At 67.2% G+C, this 20459-nt stretch carries 21 protein-coding genes; 13 read left to right on the top strand and 8 right to left on the bottom strand.

Annotated features, from left to right (window positions below):
• Positions 1 to 96 precede the first annotated feature (96 nt).
• Complete coding sequence (locus AB6807_RS11195; protein WP_371084574.1) at positions 97 to 525, bottom strand: serine/threonine protein kinase; 429 nt, start codon at positions 523 to 525, stop codon at positions 97 to 99.
• A 338-nt stretch (positions 526 to 863) separates the two neighbouring features.
• Here AB6807_RS11195 and AB6807_RS11190 point away from each other — a divergent pair, with 338 nt between their 5' ends.
• Genes AB6807_RS11190 through AB6807_RS11180 form a run of 3 tightly spaced genes read left to right on the top strand, consistent with a single transcriptional unit; the run spans position 864 to position 3958 of the window.
• The gene (locus AB6807_RS11190; RefSeq protein WP_371084728.1) at positions 864 to 1670 is read left to right on the top strand and encodes an endonuclease/exonuclease/phosphatase family protein; all 807 of its coding nucleotides are present in this window, start codon (positions 864 to 866) and stop codon (positions 1668 to 1670) included.
• A gap of 7 nt (positions 1671 to 1677) precedes the next feature.
• Positions 1678 to 2943 carry a cardiolipin synthase ClsB gene (gene clsB, locus AB6807_RS11185; protein ID WP_116911723.1) on the top strand — a complete coding sequence of 422 codons (1266 nt, stop codon included), beginning with the start codon at positions 1678 to 1680 and terminating at the stop codon, positions 2941 to 2943.
• Positions 2944 to 2998: 55 nt separating this feature from the next.
• Positions 2999 to 3958, top strand: a complete 960-nt coding sequence (locus tag AB6807_RS11180; protein ID WP_116911722.1) for a lysylphosphatidylglycerol synthase domain-containing protein — start codon at positions 2999 to 3001, stop codon at positions 3956 to 3958.
• A gap of 33 nt (positions 3959 to 3991) precedes the next feature.
• Here AB6807_RS11180 and AB6807_RS11175 read toward each other — a convergent pair whose 3' ends face one another.
• The gene (locus AB6807_RS11175; RefSeq protein WP_371084573.1) at positions 3992 to 4567 is read right to left on the bottom strand and encodes an acyloxyacyl hydrolase; all 576 of its coding nucleotides are present in this window, start codon (positions 4565 to 4567) and stop codon (positions 3992 to 3994) included.
• A 207-nt stretch (positions 4568 to 4774) separates the two neighbouring features.
• Here AB6807_RS11175 and AB6807_RS11170 point away from each other — a divergent pair, with 207 nt between their 5' ends.
• Positions 4775 to 5275: a polyhydroxyalkanoate granule-associated phasin gene (locus AB6807_RS11170; protein ID WP_371084572.1), complete on the top strand. Its 501-nt coding sequence runs from the start codon at positions 4775 to 4777 to the stop codon at positions 5273 to 5275.
• Positions 5276 to 5320: 45 nt separating this feature from the next.
• Here the strand turns inward: AB6807_RS11170 and AB6807_RS11165 are convergent, their stop codons facing one another.
• From AB6807_RS11165 to AB6807_RS11155, 3 genes are all read right to left on the bottom strand, one after another.
• Complete coding sequence (locus AB6807_RS11165) at positions 5321 to 6568, bottom strand: metallophosphoesterase (RefSeq protein ID WP_116911719.1); 1248 nt, start codon at positions 6566 to 6568, stop codon at positions 5321 to 5323.
• Positions 6569 to 6720: 152 nt separating this feature from the next.
• The gene (locus tag AB6807_RS11160; protein ID WP_371084571.1) at positions 6721 to 7206 is read right to left on the bottom strand and encodes a hypothetical protein; all 486 of its coding nucleotides are present in this window, start codon (positions 7204 to 7206) and stop codon (positions 6721 to 6723) included.
• A gap of 140 nt (positions 7207 to 7346) precedes the next feature.
• On the bottom strand, positions 7347 to 7877 hold the full coding sequence (locus AB6807_RS11155; protein ID WP_116911717.1) for a hypothetical protein: 531 nt from the start codon (positions 7875 to 7877) through the stop codon (positions 7347 to 7349).
• 341 nt (positions 7878 to 8218) lie between these two features.
• Here AB6807_RS11155 and AB6807_RS11150 point away from each other — a divergent pair, with 341 nt between their 5' ends.
• Together AB6807_RS11150 and AB6807_RS11145 are read left to right on the top strand one after the other, a co-directional pair.
• Complete coding sequence (locus tag AB6807_RS11150) at positions 8219 to 8476, top strand: hypothetical protein (RefSeq protein WP_116911716.1); 258 nt, start codon at positions 8219 to 8221, stop codon at positions 8474 to 8476.
• Positions 8461 to 8871 carry a hypothetical protein gene (locus AB6807_RS11145; RefSeq protein WP_371084570.1) on the top strand — a complete coding sequence of 137 codons (411 nt, stop codon included), beginning with the start codon at positions 8461 to 8463 and terminating at the stop codon, positions 8869 to 8871. Before AB6807_RS11150 ends, AB6807_RS11145 begins: the two co-directional genes overlap by 16 nt.
• Before the next feature lie 112 nt (positions 8872 to 8983).
• Here AB6807_RS11145 and gyrB read toward each other — a convergent pair whose 3' ends face one another.
• The 3 genes from gyrB to dnaA all read right to left on the bottom strand — a co-directional run bounded on the left by gyrB (position 8984) and on the right by dnaA (position 14303).
• On the bottom strand, positions 8984 to 11590 hold the full coding sequence (gyrB, locus tag AB6807_RS11140; RefSeq protein WP_116911714.1) for a DNA topoisomerase (ATP-hydrolyzing) subunit B: 2607 nt from the start codon (positions 11588 to 11590) through the stop codon (positions 8984 to 8986).
• A 134-nt stretch (positions 11591 to 11724) separates the two neighbouring features.
• Positions 11725 to 12831 (bottom strand): DNA polymerase III subunit beta, encoded by a 1107-nt coding sequence (gene dnaN, locus AB6807_RS11135; protein ID WP_093054972.1) that lies wholly within the window; start codon positions 12829 to 12831, stop codon positions 11725 to 11727.
• A 92-nt stretch (positions 12832 to 12923) separates the two neighbouring features.
• Positions 12924 to 14303, bottom strand: a complete 1380-nt coding sequence (gene dnaA, locus AB6807_RS11130; RefSeq protein WP_116911713.1) for a chromosomal replication initiator protein DnaA — start codon at positions 14301 to 14303, stop codon at positions 12924 to 12926.
• A 318-nt stretch (positions 14304 to 14621) separates the two neighbouring features.
• Between dnaA and rpmH the strand changes: the two genes are divergently transcribed.
• From rpmH to AB6807_RS11095, 7 genes are all read left to right on the top strand, one after another.
• Positions 14622 to 14756, top strand: a complete 135-nt coding sequence (rpmH, locus tag AB6807_RS11125) for a 50S ribosomal protein L34 (protein ID WP_007834827.1) — start codon at positions 14622 to 14624, stop codon at positions 14754 to 14756.
• A gap of 101 nt (positions 14757 to 14857) precedes the next feature.
• Positions 14858 to 15364, top strand: a complete 507-nt coding sequence (locus AB6807_RS11120) for a ribonuclease P protein component (protein ID WP_371084569.1) — start codon at positions 14858 to 14860, stop codon at positions 15362 to 15364.
• Positions 15361 to 15648 carry a membrane protein insertion efficiency factor YidD gene (gene yidD, locus AB6807_RS11115; protein WP_116911711.1) on the top strand — a complete coding sequence of 96 codons (288 nt, stop codon included), beginning with the start codon at positions 15361 to 15363 and terminating at the stop codon, positions 15646 to 15648. The genes AB6807_RS11120 and yidD overlap by 4 nt, the downstream gene beginning before the upstream one ends.
• The gene (gene yidC, locus AB6807_RS11110) at positions 15645 to 17333 is read left to right on the top strand and encodes a membrane protein insertase YidC (RefSeq protein ID WP_116911710.1); all 1689 of its coding nucleotides are present in this window, start codon (positions 15645 to 15647) and stop codon (positions 17331 to 17333) included. The genes yidD and yidC overlap by 4 nt, the downstream gene beginning before the upstream one ends.
• A 69-nt stretch (positions 17334 to 17402) precedes the next feature.
• Entirely contained in the window at positions 17403 to 18812 is a 1410-nt protein-coding gene (gene mnmE, locus AB6807_RS11105; RefSeq protein ID WP_371084568.1) for a tRNA uridine-5-carboxymethylaminomethyl(34) synthesis GTPase MnmE, read from the top strand.
• Positions 18813 to 18902: 90 nt separating this feature from the next.
• Positions 18903 to 19364 (top strand): Crp/Fnr family transcriptional regulator, encoded by a 462-nt coding sequence (locus AB6807_RS11100; RefSeq protein WP_116911709.1) that lies wholly within the window; start codon positions 18903 to 18905, stop codon positions 19362 to 19364.
• Positions 19365 to 19551: 187 nt separating this feature from the next.
• Positions 19552 to 20445 carry a zinc ribbon domain-containing protein gene (locus AB6807_RS11095; RefSeq protein ID WP_371084567.1) on the top strand — a complete coding sequence of 298 codons (894 nt, stop codon included), beginning with the start codon at positions 19552 to 19554 and terminating at the stop codon, positions 20443 to 20445.
• The last annotated feature ends 14 nt before the right edge of the window (positions 20446 to 20459 follow it).

Here is a 20459-nt window from a genome sequence, read left to right as displayed (position 1 = left end):
GGCTGCCGACGTGCTCGCAAAGGCGCATCGGAAGAACAAAAACCCGCAACGCGAGAGCGCTGCGGGTTTTTTTCTTTGAGGTGACCGATGGCGAAATTACTTCGGCGTCCCCGTCTTGTCCGTCGGGTTCGTCACTACTTCCGGGCGCTCGCCCTTCTGGCCGAACTGCGGCTTCACCTTGCGGCCGGTCTGGCTCACTTCTGCTCGCGACATCTCGCCCGTGGGCTGCGGCATCGCGTTGGGCTGGTGATTCACCGTGGTGGTGGCCTCGCCCTTGGGCACGTTGTTGGTGGCGTTGCTGCGGTTGTGCGCGCGGGCTTCGGCCTTCACGGCTTCACGCGATGCGGGCATCGAGTTGTCGGGGCGTTGCGGCGGGTTGGGCACGCCGGCGGGCGTCATGGTGCTGGCCTGGCCGCCGACCGATGGGTCGGGCGAGGCCGGCACCGAGGTGGTCTGCGCCATCGCGAGGCCGGCGGTGCCGAGCAATGCGGCGAGAACCGTGGCGTGGAAAGTTGCGTGCTTCATGGTGTGTGCTCCTTATGGCTTGTCTCGAAGTCGATGAATGAGTCGATGGATAACAGCGTGGGCTCCCTCTGTCGTATCTCTCGAGCCCTGAAATCACCGTAGGAGCCGTGCAAATTCCGCCATGTGGGGGCGAGGCAGGCCTGCCTGTAGGAGCGGGCCGCCCGTGGCTGAAGGGTGCTGAGCGGGCGCTGAACGCGCGCGGACAGGATGCTTGAAAGGAGCGCTCGAATGGGGCGTGAGAAGGTGGCCCGTTCCTACAGTCAGGCTGCGTTCAGGCACGTACAACCCGCTCAACGATGTCTTCTTCGCCCAACTCCAACACCTTGACGCAAGCCGAAATGCAGGCAGAAGCGCAGGCCGCATCCGCGCATGCGACGCTTGCCGCGGGCGCGCCTGCCACCACCTCGCTGAAGGTCATGACGGTGAACACCCACAAGGGCTTCACCGCGCTGAACCGCAGGTTCATCCTGCCGGAGCTGCGCGACGCCGTGCGCACGGTGGGCGCCGACGTGGTGTTCCTGCAGGAGGTGCTGGGCACGCATTCGCGCCACGAGCGCAAGGTGAGCAACTGGCCCGAGGCACCGCACTACGAATTCCTGGCCGACACCATGTGGCCGCAGTTCGCCTACGGGCGCAACGCCGTGTACCCCAAGGGCCACCACGGCAACGCGGTGCTGTCGAAATTTCCGATCGTGCATTTCCGCAACCACGACGTGTCGGTGAGCGGCCCCGAGAAGCGCGGCCTGCTGCATTGCGTGCTGCGCCTGCCGGGCCGCCCGGTCGACGTGCACGCCATCTGCGCGCACCTGGGCCTGGCCGAGGCGCACCGCCAGCAGCAGCTGGAGCTGCTGTGCCACATCGTGCGCGACGAGGTGCCGGCCGACGCGCCGCTCATCGTCGCGGGCGACTTCAACGACTGGCGCGGCCGCGCGCACGAGGTGCTCGAAAAAGGCGCCTCGCTGCGCGAGGTGTTCGTGCATGCCAACGGCCACGCGGCCAAGACCTTTCCCGCGCGCTTCCCGGTGCTGTCGCTGGACCGCATCTACGTGCGCAACGCGGGCGTGCATGCGCCGGTGGTGCTGCCGCGCAAGCCCTGGTCGCACCTGTCGGACCATGCGCCGCTGGTGGCGAACATCGATCTCTGAGAGCCCCATGAACAACAACCATTGGACCGCGGGCAACCGCGTCGAGCTGCTGGAGAACGGCGAGCAGTTCTTTCCGCGCGTGTTCGATGCGATTCGAAGCGCGCGGCGCGAAGTCATCGTCGAGACCTTCATCCTGTTCGAGGACAAGGTCGGCCTGCAGCTGCATGCGGCCATGCGCGAGGCCGCGCAGCGCGGCGTGAAGGTCGACCTGATGATCGACGGCTTCGGCTCGCCCGACCTCTCGCGCGAGTTCATCGAAGGGCTCACATCGGTGGGCGTGAAGGTGCGGGTGTTCGACCCCGGTGCGCGTTTCATGGGCCAGCGGCTCAACGTGTTTCGCCGCATGCACCGCAAGATCGTGGTGATCGACGGCGAGCGCGCGTTCGTGGGCGGCATCAACTACTCGGCCGACCACCTGCTGGACTTCGGGCCCAAGGCCAAGCAGGACTATGCGGTGGAGCTGGCAGGCCCCATCGTGGCGGAGATCCACCAGTTCGTGCTGCGCGCCATTGCGCTCGGCGGCAAGGGCGCGGGCTGGTTCCGCCGCCGCCTGAAGCAGGCGCCGCCGGTGGGGCAAAGCCATGCCGGAGACGCCGACGCGATGTTCGTCACGCGCGACAACCGGCGCCACACCAACGACATCGAGCGGCACTACCGCGCGGCCATTCGCTCGGCCAAGCACCGCATCGTGATCGCCAACGCGTACTTCTTTCCGGGCTACCGGCTCATCAAGGAACTGCGCCGCGCCGCGCGCCGTGGGGTGGACGTGCGGCTCATCCTGCAGGGCGAGCCCGACATGCCGATCGTGAAGACGGCCGCGAGCATGCTGTACCACCACCTGATGCACGCGGGCGTGCGCATCTACGAATACTGCGAACGGCCGCTGCACGGCAAGGTCGCGCTCATGGACGACAAGTGGAGCACGGTGGGTTCGAGCAACCTCGACCCGCTGAGCCTGTCGCTCAACCTGGAGTCGAACGTGATCGTGCGCGACACCGCCTTCAACGGCGTGCTGTGGGAGCGCATGGACCACCTGATGCGCCACAGCTGCAAGCAGATAGAAGCCGCTGACCTTGCCAGCGAATGGAGCGGCTGGCGGCTGGTGCGCAGCTTCTTCGTGTTCCATATCCTGCGCTGGTATCCGGCGCTGCTGGGCCGCCTGCCGCGCCACGTGCCGCGCCTGACGCTGGCCGAGGCCACCGACCTTGCCAGCCGCCGCGACACCGGCCTGAGCAACCCGACCGGCGGCGCCACGCAGACGGAAGCCGCCTGAACGGCGGCGCACACTGCCCGCGCCGCGACGACCGAATACGGAACAAAGGCTGCACATGAGCGCGATGGCCCTCTCCCGCACCGCCTGGTGGCCCTGGGCCCGCCGCGCGGTCGTGTGGGGCTTCTTCGCGCTGATCGCCTGGCTGCTGGTGACGCAGGCGCGCACCATCGACTGGGCCGAGGTGCTGGACGCCATTCGCGCATTGCCGGCCGCCACGCTGCTGTCGGCGGGCGCGCTGGTGGTCTGCAGCTTCGCGCTGTACAGCACCTACGACCTGCTGGGACGGCACCTGACCGGGCACCGGCTGGGCACGGGCACGGTGATGGGCGTGACCTTCATCAGCTACGCCTTCAACCTCAACCTGGGCTCGCTGGTGGGCGGCGTGGCGTTTCGCTACCGGCTGTATTCGCGCCTGGGGCTGGGCAACGACACCATCACGCGCGTGCTGGGCTTCAGCATGCTGACCAACTGGTTCGGCTACCTGGTGGTGGCGGGCGCGGCCTTCTGCTTCTGGCCGCTGGCGCTGCCGCCGAGCTGGAAGATCGGCAACGAGGGCCTGCGCGTGCTGGGCGCGGTGCTGCTGATGGTGGCGCTGGCGTACCTGGTGCTGTGCGCCACGGCCAAGGGACGCGTGTGGCGCGTGCGCGGCCATGCGTTCAAGACGCCGAGCCTGCCGATGGCCCTGCTGCAGCTGGCGATGTCGTGCGCCAACTGGTCGCTGATCGGTGGGGTGATCTGGTTCCTGCTGCAGGGCCAGGTCGACTACGTGCACGTGCTCGCGGTGTTGCTGGTGGCCGCGGTGGCCGGCGTGGTCACGCACGTGCCCGCGGGGCTCGGCGTGCTGGAGGCCGTCTTCGTCGCCCTGCTCGCGCATGCGGTGGCCGAAGCGCAGTTGCTGGGTGCGCTGCTGGCGTACCGAGGGCTGTATTACCTGCTGCCGCTGGTGGTGGCCACGGTGGGCTACCTGGTGACCGAGGCGCGCGCGAGGCGGCTGCGTGCTGCGTCAGTGCGCTGACCTGTTGCCGATTTGCGTCGGCTTGCGTCGACTTCAAAAGTGGTACGTGTAGCGCACCCGCAGGAATGTTTCGCCCGGGTTCGGCTTCTTGATGCCGGCGTTCGAAAAGTGCTGCACGCGCAGCGACAGCTCGTGCGCGCCGTTCTCGCCGAAGCTGCGGCCCACGCCCAGCACCTCGGTGAACTGGAAGGCGGTGCTGAAGCTGCGGTCGGGCGTCTTGTAGACGTGGTCCATCACGCTGCCGCCGATGCCGCCTTCGGCGAACCAGGGCGAGCTGCCCGCGCCGAAGCGGTAGCGCCAGGTGTAGAGGGCGCCGATCTGCGCGTAGTTGCGCGGGCCGTTGTCCAGCGCCGGTGCGTGCCAGTTGCTCACGAACACGTCCCAGTAGCCGGTGAGCGCGCCCGTGCGCGGGGTGCCGCCCGGCCACCAGGGAAAGGTCATGCCCGCCGTCACCGAGTTGGTGCTGCCCAGTTCGCCGTGCGCGGCGTGGCCGCCGTCGAAGTAGATGCCGGTGGCGTTGTCCTGGTAGGCGTTGGCTGCCGTGCCCGCCAGCCCGAGCAGGCCGGCCAGCACGGCGGTGCGAAGCGGAACGAGGTGGGGAATTCTCATGATGCGGCTCGTGAATGCATGAAGCGGAATGAAAGCGACATGATTAATTTCTGGCGCGTTCAGCATTCGCTCGGCACGTAATTTCCACATCCAAAGGTAGGACTATTGCCGCAACAATGCACGAATGAAATTGTTGCGCTGCAGCAATTCCGACGTGAGAAGCCTATAGTGGTCCGACCTCCTTTCAAGCGCCAGCGCACCGCCCCCATGTCATCGCTCACCTCCACCGCCACCGCCCTGGCCAACCCGCTCACGCAGTGGTTCGACCTGGCGCTCAAGACCCACGAGATGCTGCTGTCGTCCGGCTCGGTGATCCGCATGCGGACCGAGCGCATCGCCAAGGCGGGACTCGCGCCCAGCGCCGTCGACCTGGCCGAGTTCCAGCTCATGGGCCACGAAAAGCTCGCGGCCGCGAGCGAGTCCGGCATGGCGATGGCCCGGCAGTGGCACCACAGCCATGTGTCGCTGGCCAGCCGCGCGTTGCAGCAGTGGGTGCAGGGCACGACCGCTTTCCTGCTGCTGGCCGGCAGCGTCACGCCGGCGCAGGCCGCGGCGAACGGCGATGCCTTCGTGCAATCGGCCGCGGGCACGGTGAGCGCAGCGAGCCAGCTGACGGACATGGCGGCGCGCATCGCCAGCGACGGGCTGGAGCCGATTCACGCAGCCGCGACGTCGAACGCGCGCAGGTTGGCCGAGCTCGAGGCCTGAAGAAGGCGAAAGTCGAGAGGAAGGCGAACCGCGCCGAGAAGGCGCTCAGCCCTTCGCGGGCACCAGCGTCAGCAACGTGATTTCAGAAGGCGCGCCAAAGCGCTTGGGCGGGCCCCAATAGCCGGTGCCCCGGCTCACATACACCCACATGTCGTGCAACCGGTGCAGCCCCGCCGTGAAGGGCTGCTGCATGGGCACGAACAGGTTCCACGGAAAGAACTGGCCGCCGTGCGTGTGGCCCGACAGCTGCAGCTGGTAGCCCGCGGCCGCCGCCAGCGTGGCGCTGCGCGGCTGGTGCGCCAGCAGCACGCGCGTGTGCACCAGCGGCGGTGCGTCGTGCAGCGCCAGGTGCGGGTCGCTGGCGTGCGCGGCATCGAAATGGCCGGCGGTGAAGTCGGTCACGCCGGCCAGCACCAGGGCGCTCTCGAACAGCTCTTCGTCGGTCTGCGCGCCGCGCACGTTGCGCGTCTGCAGCACCACGTGCTCGTTCAGCAGCACCTTCAGGCCGAGGCGGCGCAGCTCGTCGATCCAGGCGTGCGCGCCCGCGTAGTACTCGTGGTTGCCCGTGACCACGAAGGTGCCGTGGCGCGCGCGCAGTCCGGCCAGCGGCGCGATGTGCTCGCGCAATTCGGGCACGCTGCCGTCGACCAGGTCGCCGGTGATCGCGATGGTGTCGGCGCCCAGCCGGTTGACCGCGTCGACGATGCGCTGGATGTACGCGCTCTTGATGGTCGGCCCCACATGGATGTCGCTGAGCTGCGCGATCGTGAAGCCCTCGAGCGCCTGCGGCAGGCCGGCGATGGGCACTTCGACCCGCTTCACGCTGGCCGTGCGGCGCGCGTTGAGAAAACCGATGGCCGAGGTGGCCGTGGCCACCGCCAGCACCGCCAGCGCGCTCCATGGTTTCAGCGTGGCCCACGGCACCTGCACGTTGCCCACGGTGCTGGCCAGCCAAGTGAGCGCCAGGCCCGCGTCGCGCGCCAGCGTCAGCACGAACATCGACGAGAACCAGCCCATGCTGATCAGGCCGACCCACTTCAGCACGGTTGACAGCGAGGCGTCGCGCGCGATGCTGCGCGAGAGAAAAGGCAGCGGAATGGTGAACGCCGACACCGCCAGCGCAAGCAGCGCCAGCGGCCACGCGGGCGTGAGCACCGCCAGCGCGGGCAGCAGGCGCAGCGCGAGGTAGACGTGCAACAGCGCGGTCAAGGCGCTCAGGGGACGGATCGGCATCGGGGCAATGGGATCGGGCACTGCCCGGGATACACCATCTGCAAGGCGCATGCCGCGCATTCAAGCGCCGCAACCGCTATTTTTTCTATAGCGCGGGGCGCCCGGATAGCGGGTGCCGGCGCGCCGCGAAGCAGCTTGAACGGATGCCGGCATTCCGCGATGCCGGCGCCCACTTGCGCGCGTTCCTGCCCGGCGATGCGCGCCAAGGCCGCTTACTGCACCGTGCGTGTGCCCACCGAAGCCATGTCGGTGCCCGCCGGCCACACGAAGTTCGCCTTGGCCGACGCGCCTTCGGGCACGCGCACCTGCTGCTTGAGCACCTGGCCGCCCAGCGTCGCTTCCACGTCGTAGTTGCCCGGCTCCAGCCGCGCCACCATGAACGGGCCGCCGGAGGTCACGTTGTCGATCAGCGCCACGCCGTGAGCGTCGCGCACCGTCACGTGCACGTTGGCCGCGAAGTCGGCGCTCTTGCCGTCCTTGACGGCGAACTCGAAGGTGGCGGGCCAGCGCGGCGACACCGTCTCCATCAGCTGGGCTTCGTCGCTGCCGATGCCGCCGCTCATGTACTCGACGCCGTGGGACATGTAGATCGGCGGGTTCACCGCCGCCTGGGCCGAGGACAGCGCGCCCAGCAAGACGGCGCCGCAGAACAGCGCGGCCGCCACGGGCCGCATGCGCGAGGGAAAACGGGAGGTCATGGTCTGGATCCTTTCCTGGTCGACATGGCGAGAAGCCACCGTGCCACTGTGCGGGGCGCGACTTAGGAAAGGCTGACCTCGAAAGAAAACAGGCCGCGCCGGGTGGCGGGCCTGTAGCGGGCCTGTGGGAGCCCAGGGGCTCAGCGAACGGCGGCGGTGCTTTGCGCCAGCGTTTGCGGCATCTGCGGCGCCACCGAGGCCATGTCGAAGTTCGACGGCCAGACGAAGGCGGCGCGGGCCGGCACGCCGGCAATCACCACCAGCGACTGCGTCAGCGTGAGGCCGCCGAGCGTCACGTTCACGTCGTAGGCGCCGGGGTTCAGGCGCGCGAGCATGTAGGGGGACTGCGTTTGCACGTCCATCACCACCTGGCCGGTGTATTTCTGGCGGATCTGCACGTCGGCCTTGGCCGGGAAGCCGCTTTGCTGCGCGCCCTTGCCGTCGCTCACGCCGAGCGCGATGGTGGCGGCCCAGCGGGGCGACACCATTTCCATGAACGCGGCCTCGTCACGCGCGGCGCCGCCGCACATGTATTCGATGCCCTGCGCCACTTGGATGGGCGGGTTGGAGAACGCATGGGCGGGCGTGACCGAAGCCACGGCCCCGAGGAATGCTGCTGTGCCGCTCATTACCAGCGCGGCCAGGGGCCGGCGGAGACGCGAAGGGTTCATTGCTGTGTGGTCCTCGATCTTGCGTGACGTGAAATCCGACGAGGATTTTGCTTAGCAAGAGTCGGGCTAGATATAGCGTTTACGAGGAACGATCTGCGGTTGCGATTTGAATGCTATTGTTTTCATAGCTGATGACGCCCGTATGACGCCACGTTCGGCTACTTTTGTTAACAGGCTCCACGGAAACCCTGATCCGGCGGTTTTCGCGCGGTTTTGGCCCGTTTCTGCGCCTTCTTTGCGCCGAAATCTGCAAACGGGCATGGCGCAGGCCTACACCGGTGCATGGGGGCGCGCGATATGAACGGCTGAACAGACACAAACAGCCTCAAGGAGCTTCAGCCATGACCCTCGAATCGACGATCAACGAGTTCAAGAAAGTCGACGCCCAGCGCGCCGACTACCCGGGCGAGCACCTCGTGGTGCTGGGCGCGGGCGTGTTGCTGCTGCTGGCGGCGGGGCGCAGCCGCTCGTTCCTGACGCGGCTGGTGGCCGGCGCCGCCGGCGGCGCGTTGATCGGGCGGGCCGCCAGCGGAACCGGCGGCATCGCCAAGCTGGCGGGCGTGTTGCAAAGCGGGAGCTCGGCATGGCCGCGGCGCTGAGCGGCGCCCCGCACGTGGCCCCGGGGCCGCAGCGCTACTGGGCGCCTTGCCTGGCGGTGGCGCTGGTGGCGATGTTCTTCTTCTATGTGGCGCTGACGGACCTGGTGAAGGAAAGCGCGGCGCGCGCGCCCGCCCAGGCCGCCGCGATGCCGGCGGTCGTGCAGGCGCCTTTGTTGGCGGCTGCCAATGCCGCCGAGTTCACGCCGCCGCCTGCGCGGGTGGTGTCAGCGGTGCCGGCTCGCCTGGCACGGCCGACGGCGGTGGTGTCCGAGCCCATCGTGGCGACGCCTGTCAGGTTCGAGGTGACCAAGTGCGTCACGCCGTCCGGCGAGGCGGAGTACTCCGACGGCGCCTGCTCCGAAGGTGCGCGCGCGACGACCTTGCGGCTGCAATGAGAAACGCCCGGCTTTACCGGGCGTGTCCAAAGAAAAACGCCCGGCTTGACCGGGCGTTGTGTCTTGGCATCCCGACGGCACGAAGCCGCCGGGCGATCAATCAATCAATCAATCAAACGTCGATGTTCGCCGCGCGCAGCGCGTTCTGTTCGATGAACTCGCGACGCGGTTCCACCTCGTCGCCCATCAGCATCGTGAACACGCGATCGGCCTCGATGGCGTCGTCGATCTGCACGCGCAGCAGGCGGCGCACGGTCGGGTCCATGGTGGTTTCCCACAGCTGCTCGGGGTTCATCTCGCCCAGGCCCTTGTAGCGCTGGCGCGAGGTGGCGCGCTCGGCCTCGCCGATCAGCCACTTCATGGCCTGGCGGAAGTCGTCGACCTTCTCTTCCTTGCCACGCTCGCCTTCGCCGCGGCGCACCAGCGCGCCTTCGGGGCTCAGCAGGCCGCGGAAGGTGTCGGCCGCGCCGGCCAGGGCCGCGTAGTCGGCGCCGTGCACGAAGTCCTGCGTGATCACGCTGCTCTTGATGTTGCCGTGGTGGCGGCGGCTGATGCGCAGCAGCGGCTTGTCGGTGCGCGCGTCGAACTCGTTGCTCACCTCGGCGGGAATGCCGGTGGTGTTCAGTTCCCGCAGCTTGGCCTGCAGCGCCACGGCCGAGGCTTCGGCCGCGGGCGTGGTGTCCAGGTCGAGCGACACGCCGTCGGCAATGGCGCGCAGGGCCTCGGCGTCCATGAAGTTGCGCAGGCGCGCAATGACGGCCTCGGCCACCTGGTGCTTGCGCGCCAGTTCGGCCAGGGTGTCGCCGGTGAGCGTGGTGGAGTTGGCGCCGCCGGTCTGCAGGCTCGCGTCCTTCAGGGCCACCTTGAGCAGGAAGGCGTCCAGCGCGGGGCCGTCCTTCAGGTACTGCTCTTCCTTGCCGACCTTTACCTTGTACAGCGGCGGCTGCGCGATGTAGATGTGGCCGCGCTCCACCAGCTCGGGCATCTGGCGGTAGAAGAACGTCAGCAGCAGCGTGCGGATGTGGGCGCCGTCGACGTCGGCGTCGGTCATGATGATGATGCGGTGGTAGCGCAGCTTGGCGACGTTGAAGTCGTCCGCGCCGCCGCCCGCGGTGGTCGCGCCGGCCCGGCCGATGCCGGTGCCCAGGGCGGTGATCATCGTGAGAATTTCGTTGCTGGTCAGCAGCTTCTCGTAGCGCGCCTTCTCCACGTTCAGGATCTTGCCGCGCAGCGGCAGGATGGCCTGGAACTTCCGGTCGCGGCCCTGCTTGGCGGAGCCGCCGGCGGAGTCGCCCTCCACCAGGTAGACCTCGCACAGCGCGGGGTCCTTCTCCTGGCAGTCGGCCAGCTTGCCGGGCAGGCCCATGCCGTCGAGCACGCCCTTGCGGCGCGTCATTTCGCGGGCCTTGCGGGCCGCTTCGCGGGCGCGGGCGGCCTCGACGATCTTGCCGCAGATGATCTTGGCGTCCGCCGGGCGCTCCTGCAGGTAGTCGGTCAGCAGCCGGCCGACGATGTCTTCCACCGGTGCGCGCACTTCGCTGGACACCAGCTTGTCCTTGGTCTGGCTGGAGAACTTGGGCTCGGGCACCTTCACGCTCAGCACGCAGCACAGGCCTTCGCGCATGTCGTCGCCGGTGACCTCGACCTTCGCCTTTTTGGCGAACTCGTGCTCTTCGATGTACTTGTTGATGACGCGGGTCATCGCTGCGCGCAGGCCGGTCAGGTGGGTGCCGCCGTCACGCTGGGGAATGTTGTTGGTGAAGCACAGCACCTGCTCGTTGTAGCCGCTGTTCCACTGCATCGCCACTTCCACGCCGATGTGCGTGCCGGGAATGCCGCCGTAGGTGTCGGCCGGCTTCTCGCCTTCCGCGTAGAACGAGTTCGGGTGCAGGACGGTCTTGCCCTTGTTGATGAACTCCACGAAGCCGCGCACGCCGCCGGCGCCCGAGAAGTCGTCTTCCTTGCCGGTGCGCTCGTCCTTCAGGCGGATGCGCACGCCGTTGTTCAGGAAGCTCAGTTCGCGCAGGCGCTTGCTGAGGATTTCGTAGTGGAAGTCCGAGTTCTCCTTGAAGATCTCGGTGTCCGGCAGAAAGTGCACCTCGGTGCCGCGCTTGTCGGTGTCGCCGATGATCTTCATCGGTGACACCTCGATGCCGTTCACCGTGTCGAGCAGGCGGTTTTGCACGAAGCCGCGGCTGAACTCCAGCTCGTGGATCTTGCCTTCGCGGCGCACCACCAGGCGCAGCATGACGCTCAGCGCGTTCACGCAGCTCACGCCCACGCCGTGCAGGCCGCCGGAGACCTTGTAGCTGTTCTGGTTGAACTTGCCGCCCGCGTGCAGTTCGGTGAGGGCGATTTCAGCGGCCGAGCGCTTGGGCTCGTGCTTGTCGTCCATCTTCACGCCGGTGGGAATGCCGCGGCCGTTGTCGGTGACGGAGATCGAGTTGTCGCTGTGGATGGTCACGACGATGTCGTCGCAATGGCCGGCCAGCGCCTCGTCGATGGAGTTGTCCACCACTTCGAACACCAGGTGGTGCAGGCCGGTGCCGTCGGAGGTGTCGCCGATGTACATGCCGGGGCGCTTGCGCACGGCCTCAAGCCCTTCGAGGATCGTGATCGAACCTTCGCCGTAGCTGGTGTCGGCGGCCACGGTCTCGATCTCGGGGATGTAGACCGGCTCGGTGTGCGGCACTTCGGGCTTGTTTTCTTCTGCACTCATTCGGATATTCCTCTATCTCTCACGGCATTCACGTGATTTTTCGGGCTCTCAAAAGCTCAATTCGCCGCCTCTTGAAAGCGCAAACCCGCGGAGGGCCGCGGGCTGTGTGCGCAAGGCGCTTCGGGGTCTGTCTGCTAGATACGCATCGGCATCACGACGTACTTGAAGGATGCGTTCTCGGGGATGGTCAGTAACGCGGAACTGTTGGAGTCCGCCAGGTCGAGCTTGACCATGTCCTGGTCCATGTTCGACAGCGCGTCGATCAGGTAGGTCACGTTGAAGCCGATCTCGATGGCGTCGCCGCCGTAGTCGATGTCGAGCTCGTCCTGCGCTTCTTCCTGCTCGGCGTTGTTCGAGGCGATGCGCAGCGTGCCCGGCTCGATGTTCAGGCGCACGCCCTTGAACTTCTCGCTGGTCAGGATGGCGGTGCGCTGCAGGCTGGCCAGCAACGGCGCGCGGCCGAGCGTGACGGTGTTCTTGTGGTTCTTCGGAATGACGCGGTTGTAGTCGGGGAACTTGCCCTCGACCAGCTTGGTGACGAATTCCATGCCGCCGAAGCTGAACTTGGCCTGGTTGTTGGCGAACTGCATCTCGATGGCGCCTTCGGCGTCGGACAGCAGGCGCTGCATTTCGAGCACGGTCTTGCGCGGAAGAATCACTTCTTGCCGCGGCACTTCGACGTCGAGCGTGGCCGACGAGAACGCCAGGCGGTGGCCGTCGGTGGCCACCAGGCTCAGCTGCTTGCCTTCGGCGACAAACAGGATGCCGTTCAGGTAGTAGCGAATGTCGTGCACGGCCATGGCGAACGACACTTGCGACAGCAGGTCCTTCAGCGTCTTCTGCGGCACGCTGAACACGGGGCCGAAATTGGCGGCTTCCTGCACCAGCGGAAAGTCTTCGGCCGGCAGCGACTGCAGCGTGAAGCGGCTCTTGCCGCCCTTGAGCACGAGCTTGCTGGCGCTCGACTCGAGGCTCACGGTCTGGTCGGCCGGCATGGTGCGCAGGATGTCGATGAGCTTGCGCGCGCCGATGGTGGTGGTGAAGTTGCCTTCGTCGCCGCCAAGCTCGGCGGTGGTGCGGATCTGGATCTCGAGGTCGCTGGTGGTCAGCTGAAGCTGGCCGCCGGTCTTGCGAATCAGCACGTTCGCCAGGATAGGCAGGGTGTGACGCCGCTCGACGATGCCCGCTACCGACTGCAGCGCGGCGAGGACTTTGTCTTGGTTTGCCTTCAAAACGATCATGTCTTCTTCCTCTTCTCTATCTCTTTGAATCAGCTTGTAAGAACGCCATTCTCCGCTGTCGCGAGGGGCGTTCCTGATGACATCCGGCTTCTTCAGCCCTTGAGCGTCTGTTCGAGCACGTGGAGCTGCTGGTTGAGCTCGGTGAGCTGCTGGCGCTCGCCCGAGATCTTGCGCACCGCGTGCAGCACCGTCGTGTGGTCGCGCCCGCCGAACAGCTCGCCGATTTCGGGCAGGCTCTTCTGCGTGAGTTCCTTGGCCAGGTACATTGCGATCTGCCGCGGCCGCGCAATGCTGGCCGGGCGCTTCTTGCTGTACATGTCGGCAACCTTGATCTTGTAGTAGTCGGCCACCGTCTTCTGGATATTCTCGACCGAGATCTGCCGGTTCTGGATCGACAGCAGGTCGCGCAGCGCCTCGCGCGCCAGGGCGATCGAGATCTCTTTCTGGTTGAAGCGCGAGTACGCCAGGATCTTGCGCAGCGCCCCTTCGAGCTCGCGCACGTTGGAACGCACGTTCTTGGCGACGAAAAATGCCACTTCTTCCGGCATTTCGGCCGATTCGGCGCGCGCCTTGTTGATCAGGATGGCCACGCGCATTTCGAGCTCGGGCGGCTCGATGGCCACCGTGAGGCCCGAATCGAAGCGCGAGACCAGCCGCTCATGGATGTCCGCCAGGCCCTTGGGGTAGGTGTCGCTGGTCATCACGATGTGCGACTTCTTGGCGAGCAGGGCCTCGAACGCGTTGAAGAATTCTTCCTGCGTGCGGTCCTTGTTGGCGAAGAACTGCACATCGTCGATCAGCAACAGATCGAGCGAGTGATAACGCTCCTTGAACTCGTCGAAAGTCTTGCGCTGATACGCCTTGACCACATCCGACACGAACTGCTCGGCGTGGATGTAGAGAACTTTGGAATCCGGCTTGTCGGCGAGCAGCCGGTTGCCCACGGCGTGCATCAGGTGGGTCTTGCCCAGGCCGACGCCGCCGTAGATGAAAAGCGGGTTGTACAGATGGCCCGGCATGCCGGCCACGTGCATGGCCGCGGCGCGCGCCATGCGGTTGGCCGTGCCCTCGACCAGGGTGTCGAAAGTGAGGCCGGAATTCAGCCGATTCTTGAAGCCGGCGGCGGCGGGCTCCTCGCCCGGGCCGGCCACGTCGCGTGGCACATCGGTCTCGGCCATGACCGTGACCGGTGCAGAACGCACGGGGGTTTCACGGGGAGCAAGCGCTAACTCGACAGCCACCGGCTGGCCGTACATCTTCTCGGCCATGGCGGCGATCTTGCCGGCGTACTGGGCCCGGATCCAGTCGAGCTTGAACCGGTTGGCGACGAACACGGTCATGCGCGACAGGTCGTCGGCGACCTGTGCGGTCAGGGGCTTGATCCAGGTGTTGAACTGTTGCTCGGACAGCTCCTGCGCGAGCTGGTCGACGCAGGCCTGCCAGAGGCTTTCGCCGATGCCGTCAGTGGACATGGGCGCTTGGAAAAGTGGTGTGACCCTCGGGCATTTTTTGGTATAGGTATTGTGGATATTCTCTGCTGGAAGGCGCCCGGCATTCTAACTTGTCAAAACCTTATCCACACGCTGGCAAGGTCGCCGAAAGGCCCGCAAATCTGCTCGAAGATTGTCCCGGCGGCCAATGTTTGCGATAATTGCGGGTTTCCCTGAAAACCTTCTTGCGTTCGTCACTAGGAGCTCAGGGGTCATCCCAATACGCTCCCCCGGCGCCCCGCAGGTTCTTCATGCCTTCCGTACGAAGAGCCCGCGCGAACAGGGAATTAGGAAATCACCATGAAACGCACTTATCAAGCATCCAAAGTCCGCCGCGCCCGTACCCACGGCTTCCTGGTCCGCATGAAGACCCGCGGCGGCCGTGCCGTCATCAACGCACGCCGCGCCAAGGGCCGCAAGCGCCTGGCCGTCTGACGGCAGCCCACCTGCCGTTGCCAGCAGCCGACACGTCAGCGCCAGCTTCCGCAGCCAGTGCGCCCGGTTTTGCCGGGCATGACGTGCGCGGCCCGGCTTCCATGCAGCGGCTGCAGACCCGCGCGCAATTCCAGGCCGTCCTCGCAGGTGCCACCGTGGCGCGCACTGCTCATTTCGCATTGCACCGCTGTGCGCTCGATCTCGCATCGAGCGCACAGCCGTTGTTCGCGTCCGACGATGTCTGGCTGGGTGCCATGGTGCCCAAGCGCTGGGCGCGTCGCGCGGTCACGCGCAACGCCATCAAGCGCCAGATCTACGCCGTGAGCGCTGCTCCCGGCGTCGTCTTGCCACGTGCCGCGCACGTGGTGCGATTGCGCTCGGGCTTCGATCGCAAGGAATTCGTGAGCGCCTCCTCGGACAAGCTCAAGGCCGCCGTGCGCGCCGAACTCCAGCAGCTGCTGGAGCGTGCCGCACGCCCCGCGCCCCCGCCGCGCGAGCGCTCCGAACGCGAACGCTCGCCGAGGCCTGCGATTTCTCCTGGGTCGCCTGGTTCTCCCGGCTCCTCGGCCCCGTCCGCTCCATCGGCCCCCTCCTCATCTTCCTCATGAAACGCCTGCTGATCGGCCTCGTGAAAGGCTACCGCCTGCTGCTGAGCCCCTGGCTCGGCCAGTCGTGCCGCTTCACGCCGACCTGCTCGGTGTATTCGATCGAGGCGCTCGAGGTGCATGGCGCGCTCAAGGGCAGCTACCTGACCCTGCACCGCATCGCGCGCTGCCAGCCCTGGTGCCAGGGCGGCCACGATCCGGTTCCACCGAAATCAAAGCGTCGCACTGACAAGTCAGGATCGCTGTTTTCGTCTCTTCTCTCCTCCGACAAGAAGTCTTCGTCATGAACGATATCCGCCGCACGATCCTGTGGGTGATTTTTGGTTTCTCGCTGGTGTTGCTGTGGGACCAATGGCAGGTCTTCAACGGCAACAAGCCGACCTTCCTGCCGTCGAGCAAACCGGCCGCCACGGCCGCTGCCCCCGCCAACGCACCTTCGGCCAACGGCGTGCCGACCGCGTCCGGCACCGGCGGCAACGCGGCTGCCGTGCCCACGCAGGCCGCCGCGGCCGCGCCGCGCGAACAGGTCAACGTGACCACCGACCTGTTCAAGGCCACGATCGACAGCGAAGGCGCCACGGTCAACCGCCTCGAGCTGCGCAAGTACGACGAAGCCGACCGCACCACCCACGTGGTGCTGTTCGAAAACGGCTCGCCGGCCACGCGCTACGTTGCACAGACCGGCCTGCTGAACACGGTCGACACCGGTGAACGCTTCCCCAACCACCTGACGCCGATGACGCCGAAGGCCGGCCCGCGCGAACTGGCCGACGGCCAGAACACGCTGGAAGTGAGCTTCGAGAGCGCCCCCGTCGGCGGCCTGAAGTACATCAAGACCTACGTGTTCCACCGCGGCGACTACGCCATCGGCGTGCGCCACGAAGTGGTCAACGTGAGCGACCAGCCGCGCGACGCGCAGCTGTACATGCAGCTGCTGCGCCACGGCACCGTGGCCGCCGGCACCATGTTCGGCACCAACACCTTCACCGGCCCGGCCGCGTACACCAACGAGAAGAAGTTCCACAAGCTCGCGTTCGCGGACATCGCCAAGAACAAGGTCGAGCCGCCGCCCGCGGCCAACGACGGCTGGGTGGCCATGGTGCAGCATTACTTCGTGTCGGCCTGGCTGCTCAAGGGCGACCCGGTCAGCGAGCAGCTGCGCCGCGAGTTCCGCGTGAAGGACCTGGGCGACAACCTGTTCACCGTGGCCATGGTCGCCACGCTGCCCAAGCTGGCCCCAGGCGCCACGCAGGTCGTGAACAGCACGCTGTTCGCCGGCCCCGAAGAAGAAAAGAAGCTCGAAGCCATCGCCCCCGGCCTGGACCTTGTGAAGGACTACGGCATCTTCGCGATCATTTCCAAGCCGCTGTACTGGCTGCTCAACCAGCTGCACGGCCTGCTGGGCAACTGGGGCTGGTCGATCGTGGCGCTGGTGGTGCTGCTGAAGGCGGCCTTCTACTGGCTCAACGCCAAGGCGTACGCCAGCATGGCCAAGATGAAGGCCATCAACCCGAAGATCATGGAAATGCGCGAGCGGCTGAAGGACAAGCCGCAAGAAATGCAGCAGGAAATGATGCGGATCTACAAGACCGAGAAGGTCAACCCGATGGGCGGCTGCTTCCCCATCGTGATCCAGATCCCGGTGTTCATCGCGCTGTACTGGGTGCTGCTGTCGTCCGTCGAGATGCGCCACGCACCGTGGATCGGCTGGATCACCGACCTGTCGGCACCGGACCCCTGGTACATCCTGCCGGTCGTGATGACGGCCACCTCGCTGTTCCAGACCTGGCTCAACCCGACGCCGCCGGACCCGATGCAGGCCAAGCTGATGTGGATCATGCCGCTGGCTTTCAGCGTGATGTTCATCTTCTTCCCGGCCGGCCTGGTGCTGTACTGGATCACGAACAACACGCTGTCCATCGCGCAGCAGTGGTTCATCAACAAGCGCCTGGGCGTGCTCGGCAAGAAGTAGCCGCAGCCGAACCCCGTCATCCCTCGAAGGGCCGCGTCAGCGGCCCTTTTTTGCTGAAAGAATCCGCCCATGCTTGCCCGCACCTCCGATCCCATCGTCGCCATCGCCACCGCCTCGGGGCGCGGCGCGGTCGGCATCGTGCGGGTGTCGGGCGCCAGATTGGCGCCGCTTATCGAGGCGCTCTGCGGCCGCGCGCTCAAGCCGCGCGAGGCAACCTACCTTCCTTTCAAGGACGCGCAGGGCGAGCCGGTCGACCACGGGCTGGCCATTCACTTTCCCTCGCCGCACTCCTTCACCGGCGAAGACGTGCTCGAACTGCAGGCCCACGGCGGCGCGGTCGTGCTGCAACTGCTGCTGGCGCGCTGCCTCGAGGCGGCGGCCGAACCCGATGCCGTCACCGGCCGGCCTCGCCTGAACGGCCTGCGCGTGGCCGAACCCGGCGAGTTCAGCCAGCGCGCCTTTCTCAACGGCAAGATCGACCTGGCGCAGGCCGAGGCCATCGCCGACCTGATCGACGCCAGCACCGAGGCCGCCGCGCGCAGCGCCGGGCGCTCGCTGTCGGGTGCCTTCTCGCGCGAGATCCACACGCTGCGCGACGCGCTGATCCACCTGCGTATGCTGGTGGAGGCCACGCTCGACTTTCCCGAAGAAGAAATCGACTTCCTGCAGAAGGCCGACGCCAGCGGGCAGCTGGAGCGGCTCCAGTCGCAACTGGCCGCCGTGCAGCAGCGCGCGCGCCAGGGCGCCTTGCTGCGCGAGGGCATCAAGGTGGTGATCGCGGGCCAGCCCAACGCGGGCAAGAGCTCGCTGCTCAACGCACTGGCCGGCGCCGAGCTGGCCATCGTGAGCGCGGTGGCGGGCACCACGCGCGACGTGGTCTCGCAGACCATCCAGATCCACGGCGTGCCGCTGCATGTGGCCGACACCGCCGGCCTGCGCGAGAGCACCGACGAGGTCGAGCAGATCGGCGTGGCACGTGCGTGGGGGCAGATCGAAAGCGCCGACGCGGTGCTGTTCCTGCACGACCTCACGCGTGCCCACCTGCCGGACTACGCCGCGGCCGACGCCGACATCCTGGCCGGCCTGCGCCGCAAACTGCCCGCGAGCGTGCCGGTGCTTGATGTGTGGAACAAGCAGGACGCCGCACCCGATGCCGCCCCGCTCGCGGAAGGCATCGCCCTGTCGGCCAAGACCGGCCTGGGCATCGAGGCCCTGCGCGAGCAGCTGCTGGCCATGGCCGGCTGGCAGGCCGTGCCCGAGGGCGTGTACCTGGCGCGGGCGCGCCATGTGCAGGCGCTGGCGCAGGTCGAGACGCACCTCGGGCTGGCCGCCGCGCACCTCGCGGCGCAGGCGCAACTGCTCGACCTGCTGGCCGAGGAACTGCGCCTGGCGCAGAACGCGCTGAACGAGATCACCGGCGAGTTCGGCGCGGACGACCTGCTGGGCGTCATCTTTTCGCGCTTCTGCATTGGCAAATAGCGACAGGCACCGGGTAAATCCGTAAACAGTTGTAGCCGAATCTTGCGGCGTTCGCGGATACTTCGGCTCACTTGCGGGGTTGAGAAAAACATGTCCATCCAGAACCTGAGCCGAGTCATCGCCCAGAACACGAGCAACGACGCCTTTGCGCTGACCTTCACCGTCCAGCAGTGGGACACGTTCGCGGGTTACCTGCAGCCCATCGAGACCAGCGTGGGCGACGTGCTGATCGAGCAGGGCACGCCGGACCGCTCGGTCTTCTTCATCGAAAGCGGCGCCATCAGCGTGCACAAGGTGAGCAGCAAGGAGCAGATGAAGCTGGCCGTGCTGACGCCGGGCTCGGTGGTCGGCGAAGGCTCTTTCTTCTCGCGCCTGCCGCATTCGGCCAACGTGGTGGTCACCGGGGCGGGCCGCGTGTGGCGGCTCAACGCGATCCGCTTCTCGGAGCTGTCGAACCGCCAGCCCAACATGGCGCTGGAAGTCGCGATGGCGCTGGGCGCCGTGATCGCCAAGCGCATGGCGCACCGCTCCAAGCGCGTCGCCGTCACCTGAGGCCGCTTGCCTTCCACCGCCAGACCGTTTTCCAGAAGGGGCCTGGTGCCCCGTTTTTGTTTTTGATCGCAAGAGTAGTCAGTCGCAAGCCATGGCCTTGATCTGTCCGGTCTGCAGCACGGAAAACCGTGACGGCGCCCATTTCTGCCGGAGCTGCGGCGTTGCCCTTTCCACATCGGCCGCCTCGGTGGCCACGGCCGAGCGGATTCCCCCGCCGCCGAGCCCCGAGCGCGAATGGGCCACCACCGCGCCCGCCCAGCTGCGCGCGCCGACCATTCCGGCGCCGTTGTTCGATCCGGGCGAACAGCCGCCCGCCCCCGCGCGGTCGTTCTTCGGCCGCACGGCCGCCGCGCCGCGCGACGACGAGCAGACCGTGCTGATGGTTCACGACGACGGCCTGCCGCACGCCCCGGCGCCGCGCGCGATTTCGCCGACCTTCGAGTCGGAGCAGGCCGCGAAGGCGGACCACAGGAAGCCGCGCGCCAGGGGTGCGCGGCCCGTGCCGGCGGACAGGCCGCCGCGCAAGCGCGTGGGCCTGCTGTGGCTGGGCCTGCTTGTCGTGGCGGTCGCGATGGTCGTCGCGGGCTGGTACGGCTACGGCACGCGCAAGGCGCCGGCGGCGGTCGAGCAGGCTGCGTCGCCGGTCGTTGCGCCGGTCACCCCACCGGCCGTTGCCGCGCCGGTGCCAGCGGCCGAGCCGCCGCCCGCGCCGGCTCCGGTCCCGGCTCCGCAAACGTCCGAACCGGTCGAGGCGCCCCCGGCGGCAGACACCACGGCCGCATCAGCTGTCGCCGCACCGAAGCCGGTCGCCAAGCCGCGCAAGCAGGCGACCGCCGCCGCGCCGGCACCGACCGCACCCGAGCCCGCGCCAGCCGTCGCCGCACCCGCCGCGCCGACGCCCGCCCCCGCCCCACCGGCCGAACCCCAGGCCCAGTGCGGCGACCGCAACTTCATCGCCAAGGCGCAGTGCATGGCGGCCCAGTGCCTGAAACCCGAATTCAAGGCCCACGCGCAATGCGAAGCCGTGCGCCGCCAGCAGCGGCTCGAAGAAGAAAAGCGCAACCCGACGCTGGTCAACTGACCCGTCACCAGGGC

Source organism: Variovorax sp. RCC_210 (assembly GCF_041355175.1).
Classification (GTDB): Bacteria; Pseudomonadota; Gammaproteobacteria; order Burkholderiales; family Burkholderiaceae_C; genus Variovorax.
Note: the sequence above shows the minus strand (reverse complement) of the source record. Positions and strands in the feature narration are given on the sequence as shown.

Coding starts and splice junctions, on each gene's coding strand:
- AB6807_RS11195 (WP_371084574.1), bottom strand. CDS start 525: ATGAAGCACGCAACTTTCCACGCCACGGTTCTCGCCGCATTGCTCGGC.
- AB6807_RS11190 (WP_371084728.1), top strand. CDS start 864: ATGCAGGCAGAAGCGCAGGCCGCATCCGCGCATGCGACGCTTGCCGCG.
- clsB (WP_116911723.1), top strand. CDS start 1,678: ATGAACAACAACCATTGGACCGCGGGCAACCGCGTCGAGCTGCTGGAG.
- AB6807_RS11180 (WP_116911722.1), top strand. CDS start 2,999: ATGAGCGCGATGGCCCTCTCCCGCACCGCCTGGTGGCCCTGGGCCCGC.
- AB6807_RS11175 (WP_371084573.1), bottom strand. CDS start 4,567: ATGAGAATTCCCCACCTCGTTCCGCTTCGCACCGCCGTGCTGGCCGGC.
- AB6807_RS11170 (WP_371084572.1), top strand. CDS start 4,775: ATGTCATCGCTCACCTCCACCGCCACCGCCCTGGCCAACCCGCTCACG.
- AB6807_RS11165 (WP_116911719.1), bottom strand. CDS start 6,568: ATGCGCGGCATGCGCCTTGCAGATGGTGTATCCCGGGCAGTGCCCGAT.
- AB6807_RS11160 (WP_371084571.1), bottom strand. CDS start 7,206: ATGACCTCCCGTTTTCCCTCGCGCATGCGGCCCGTGGCGGCCGCGCTG.
- AB6807_RS11155 (WP_116911717.1), bottom strand. CDS start 7,877: ATGAACCCTTCGCGTCTCCGCCGGCCCCTGGCCGCGCTGGTAATGAGC.
- AB6807_RS11150 (WP_116911716.1), top strand. CDS start 8,219: ATGACCCTCGAATCGACGATCAACGAGTTCAAGAAAGTCGACGCCCAG.
- AB6807_RS11145 (WP_371084570.1), top strand. CDS start 8,461: ATGGCCGCGGCGCTGAGCGGCGCCCCGCACGTGGCCCCGGGGCCGCAG.
- gyrB (WP_116911714.1), bottom strand. CDS start 11,590: ATGAGTGCAGAAGAAAACAAGCCCGAAGTGCCGCACACCGAGCCGGTC.
- dnaN (WP_093054972.1), bottom strand. CDS start 12,831: ATGATCGTTTTGAAGGCAAACCAAGACAAAGTCCTCGCCGCGCTGCAG.
- dnaA (WP_116911713.1), bottom strand. CDS start 14,303: ATGTCCACTGACGGCATCGGCGAAAGCCTCTGGCAGGCCTGCGTCGAC.
- rpmH (WP_007834827.1), top strand. CDS start 14,622: ATGAAACGCACTTATCAAGCATCCAAAGTCCGCCGCGCCCGTACCCAC.
- AB6807_RS11120 (WP_371084569.1), top strand. CDS start 14,858: ATGCAGCGGCTGCAGACCCGCGCGCAATTCCAGGCCGTCCTCGCAGGT.
- yidD (WP_116911711.1), top strand. CDS start 15,361: ATGAAACGCCTGCTGATCGGCCTCGTGAAAGGCTACCGCCTGCTGCTG.
- yidC (WP_116911710.1), top strand. CDS start 15,645: ATGAACGATATCCGCCGCACGATCCTGTGGGTGATTTTTGGTTTCTCG.
- mnmE (WP_371084568.1), top strand. CDS start 17,403: ATGCTTGCCCGCACCTCCGATCCCATCGTCGCCATCGCCACCGCCTCG.
- AB6807_RS11100 (WP_116911709.1), top strand. CDS start 18,903: ATGTCCATCCAGAACCTGAGCCGAGTCATCGCCCAGAACACGAGCAAC.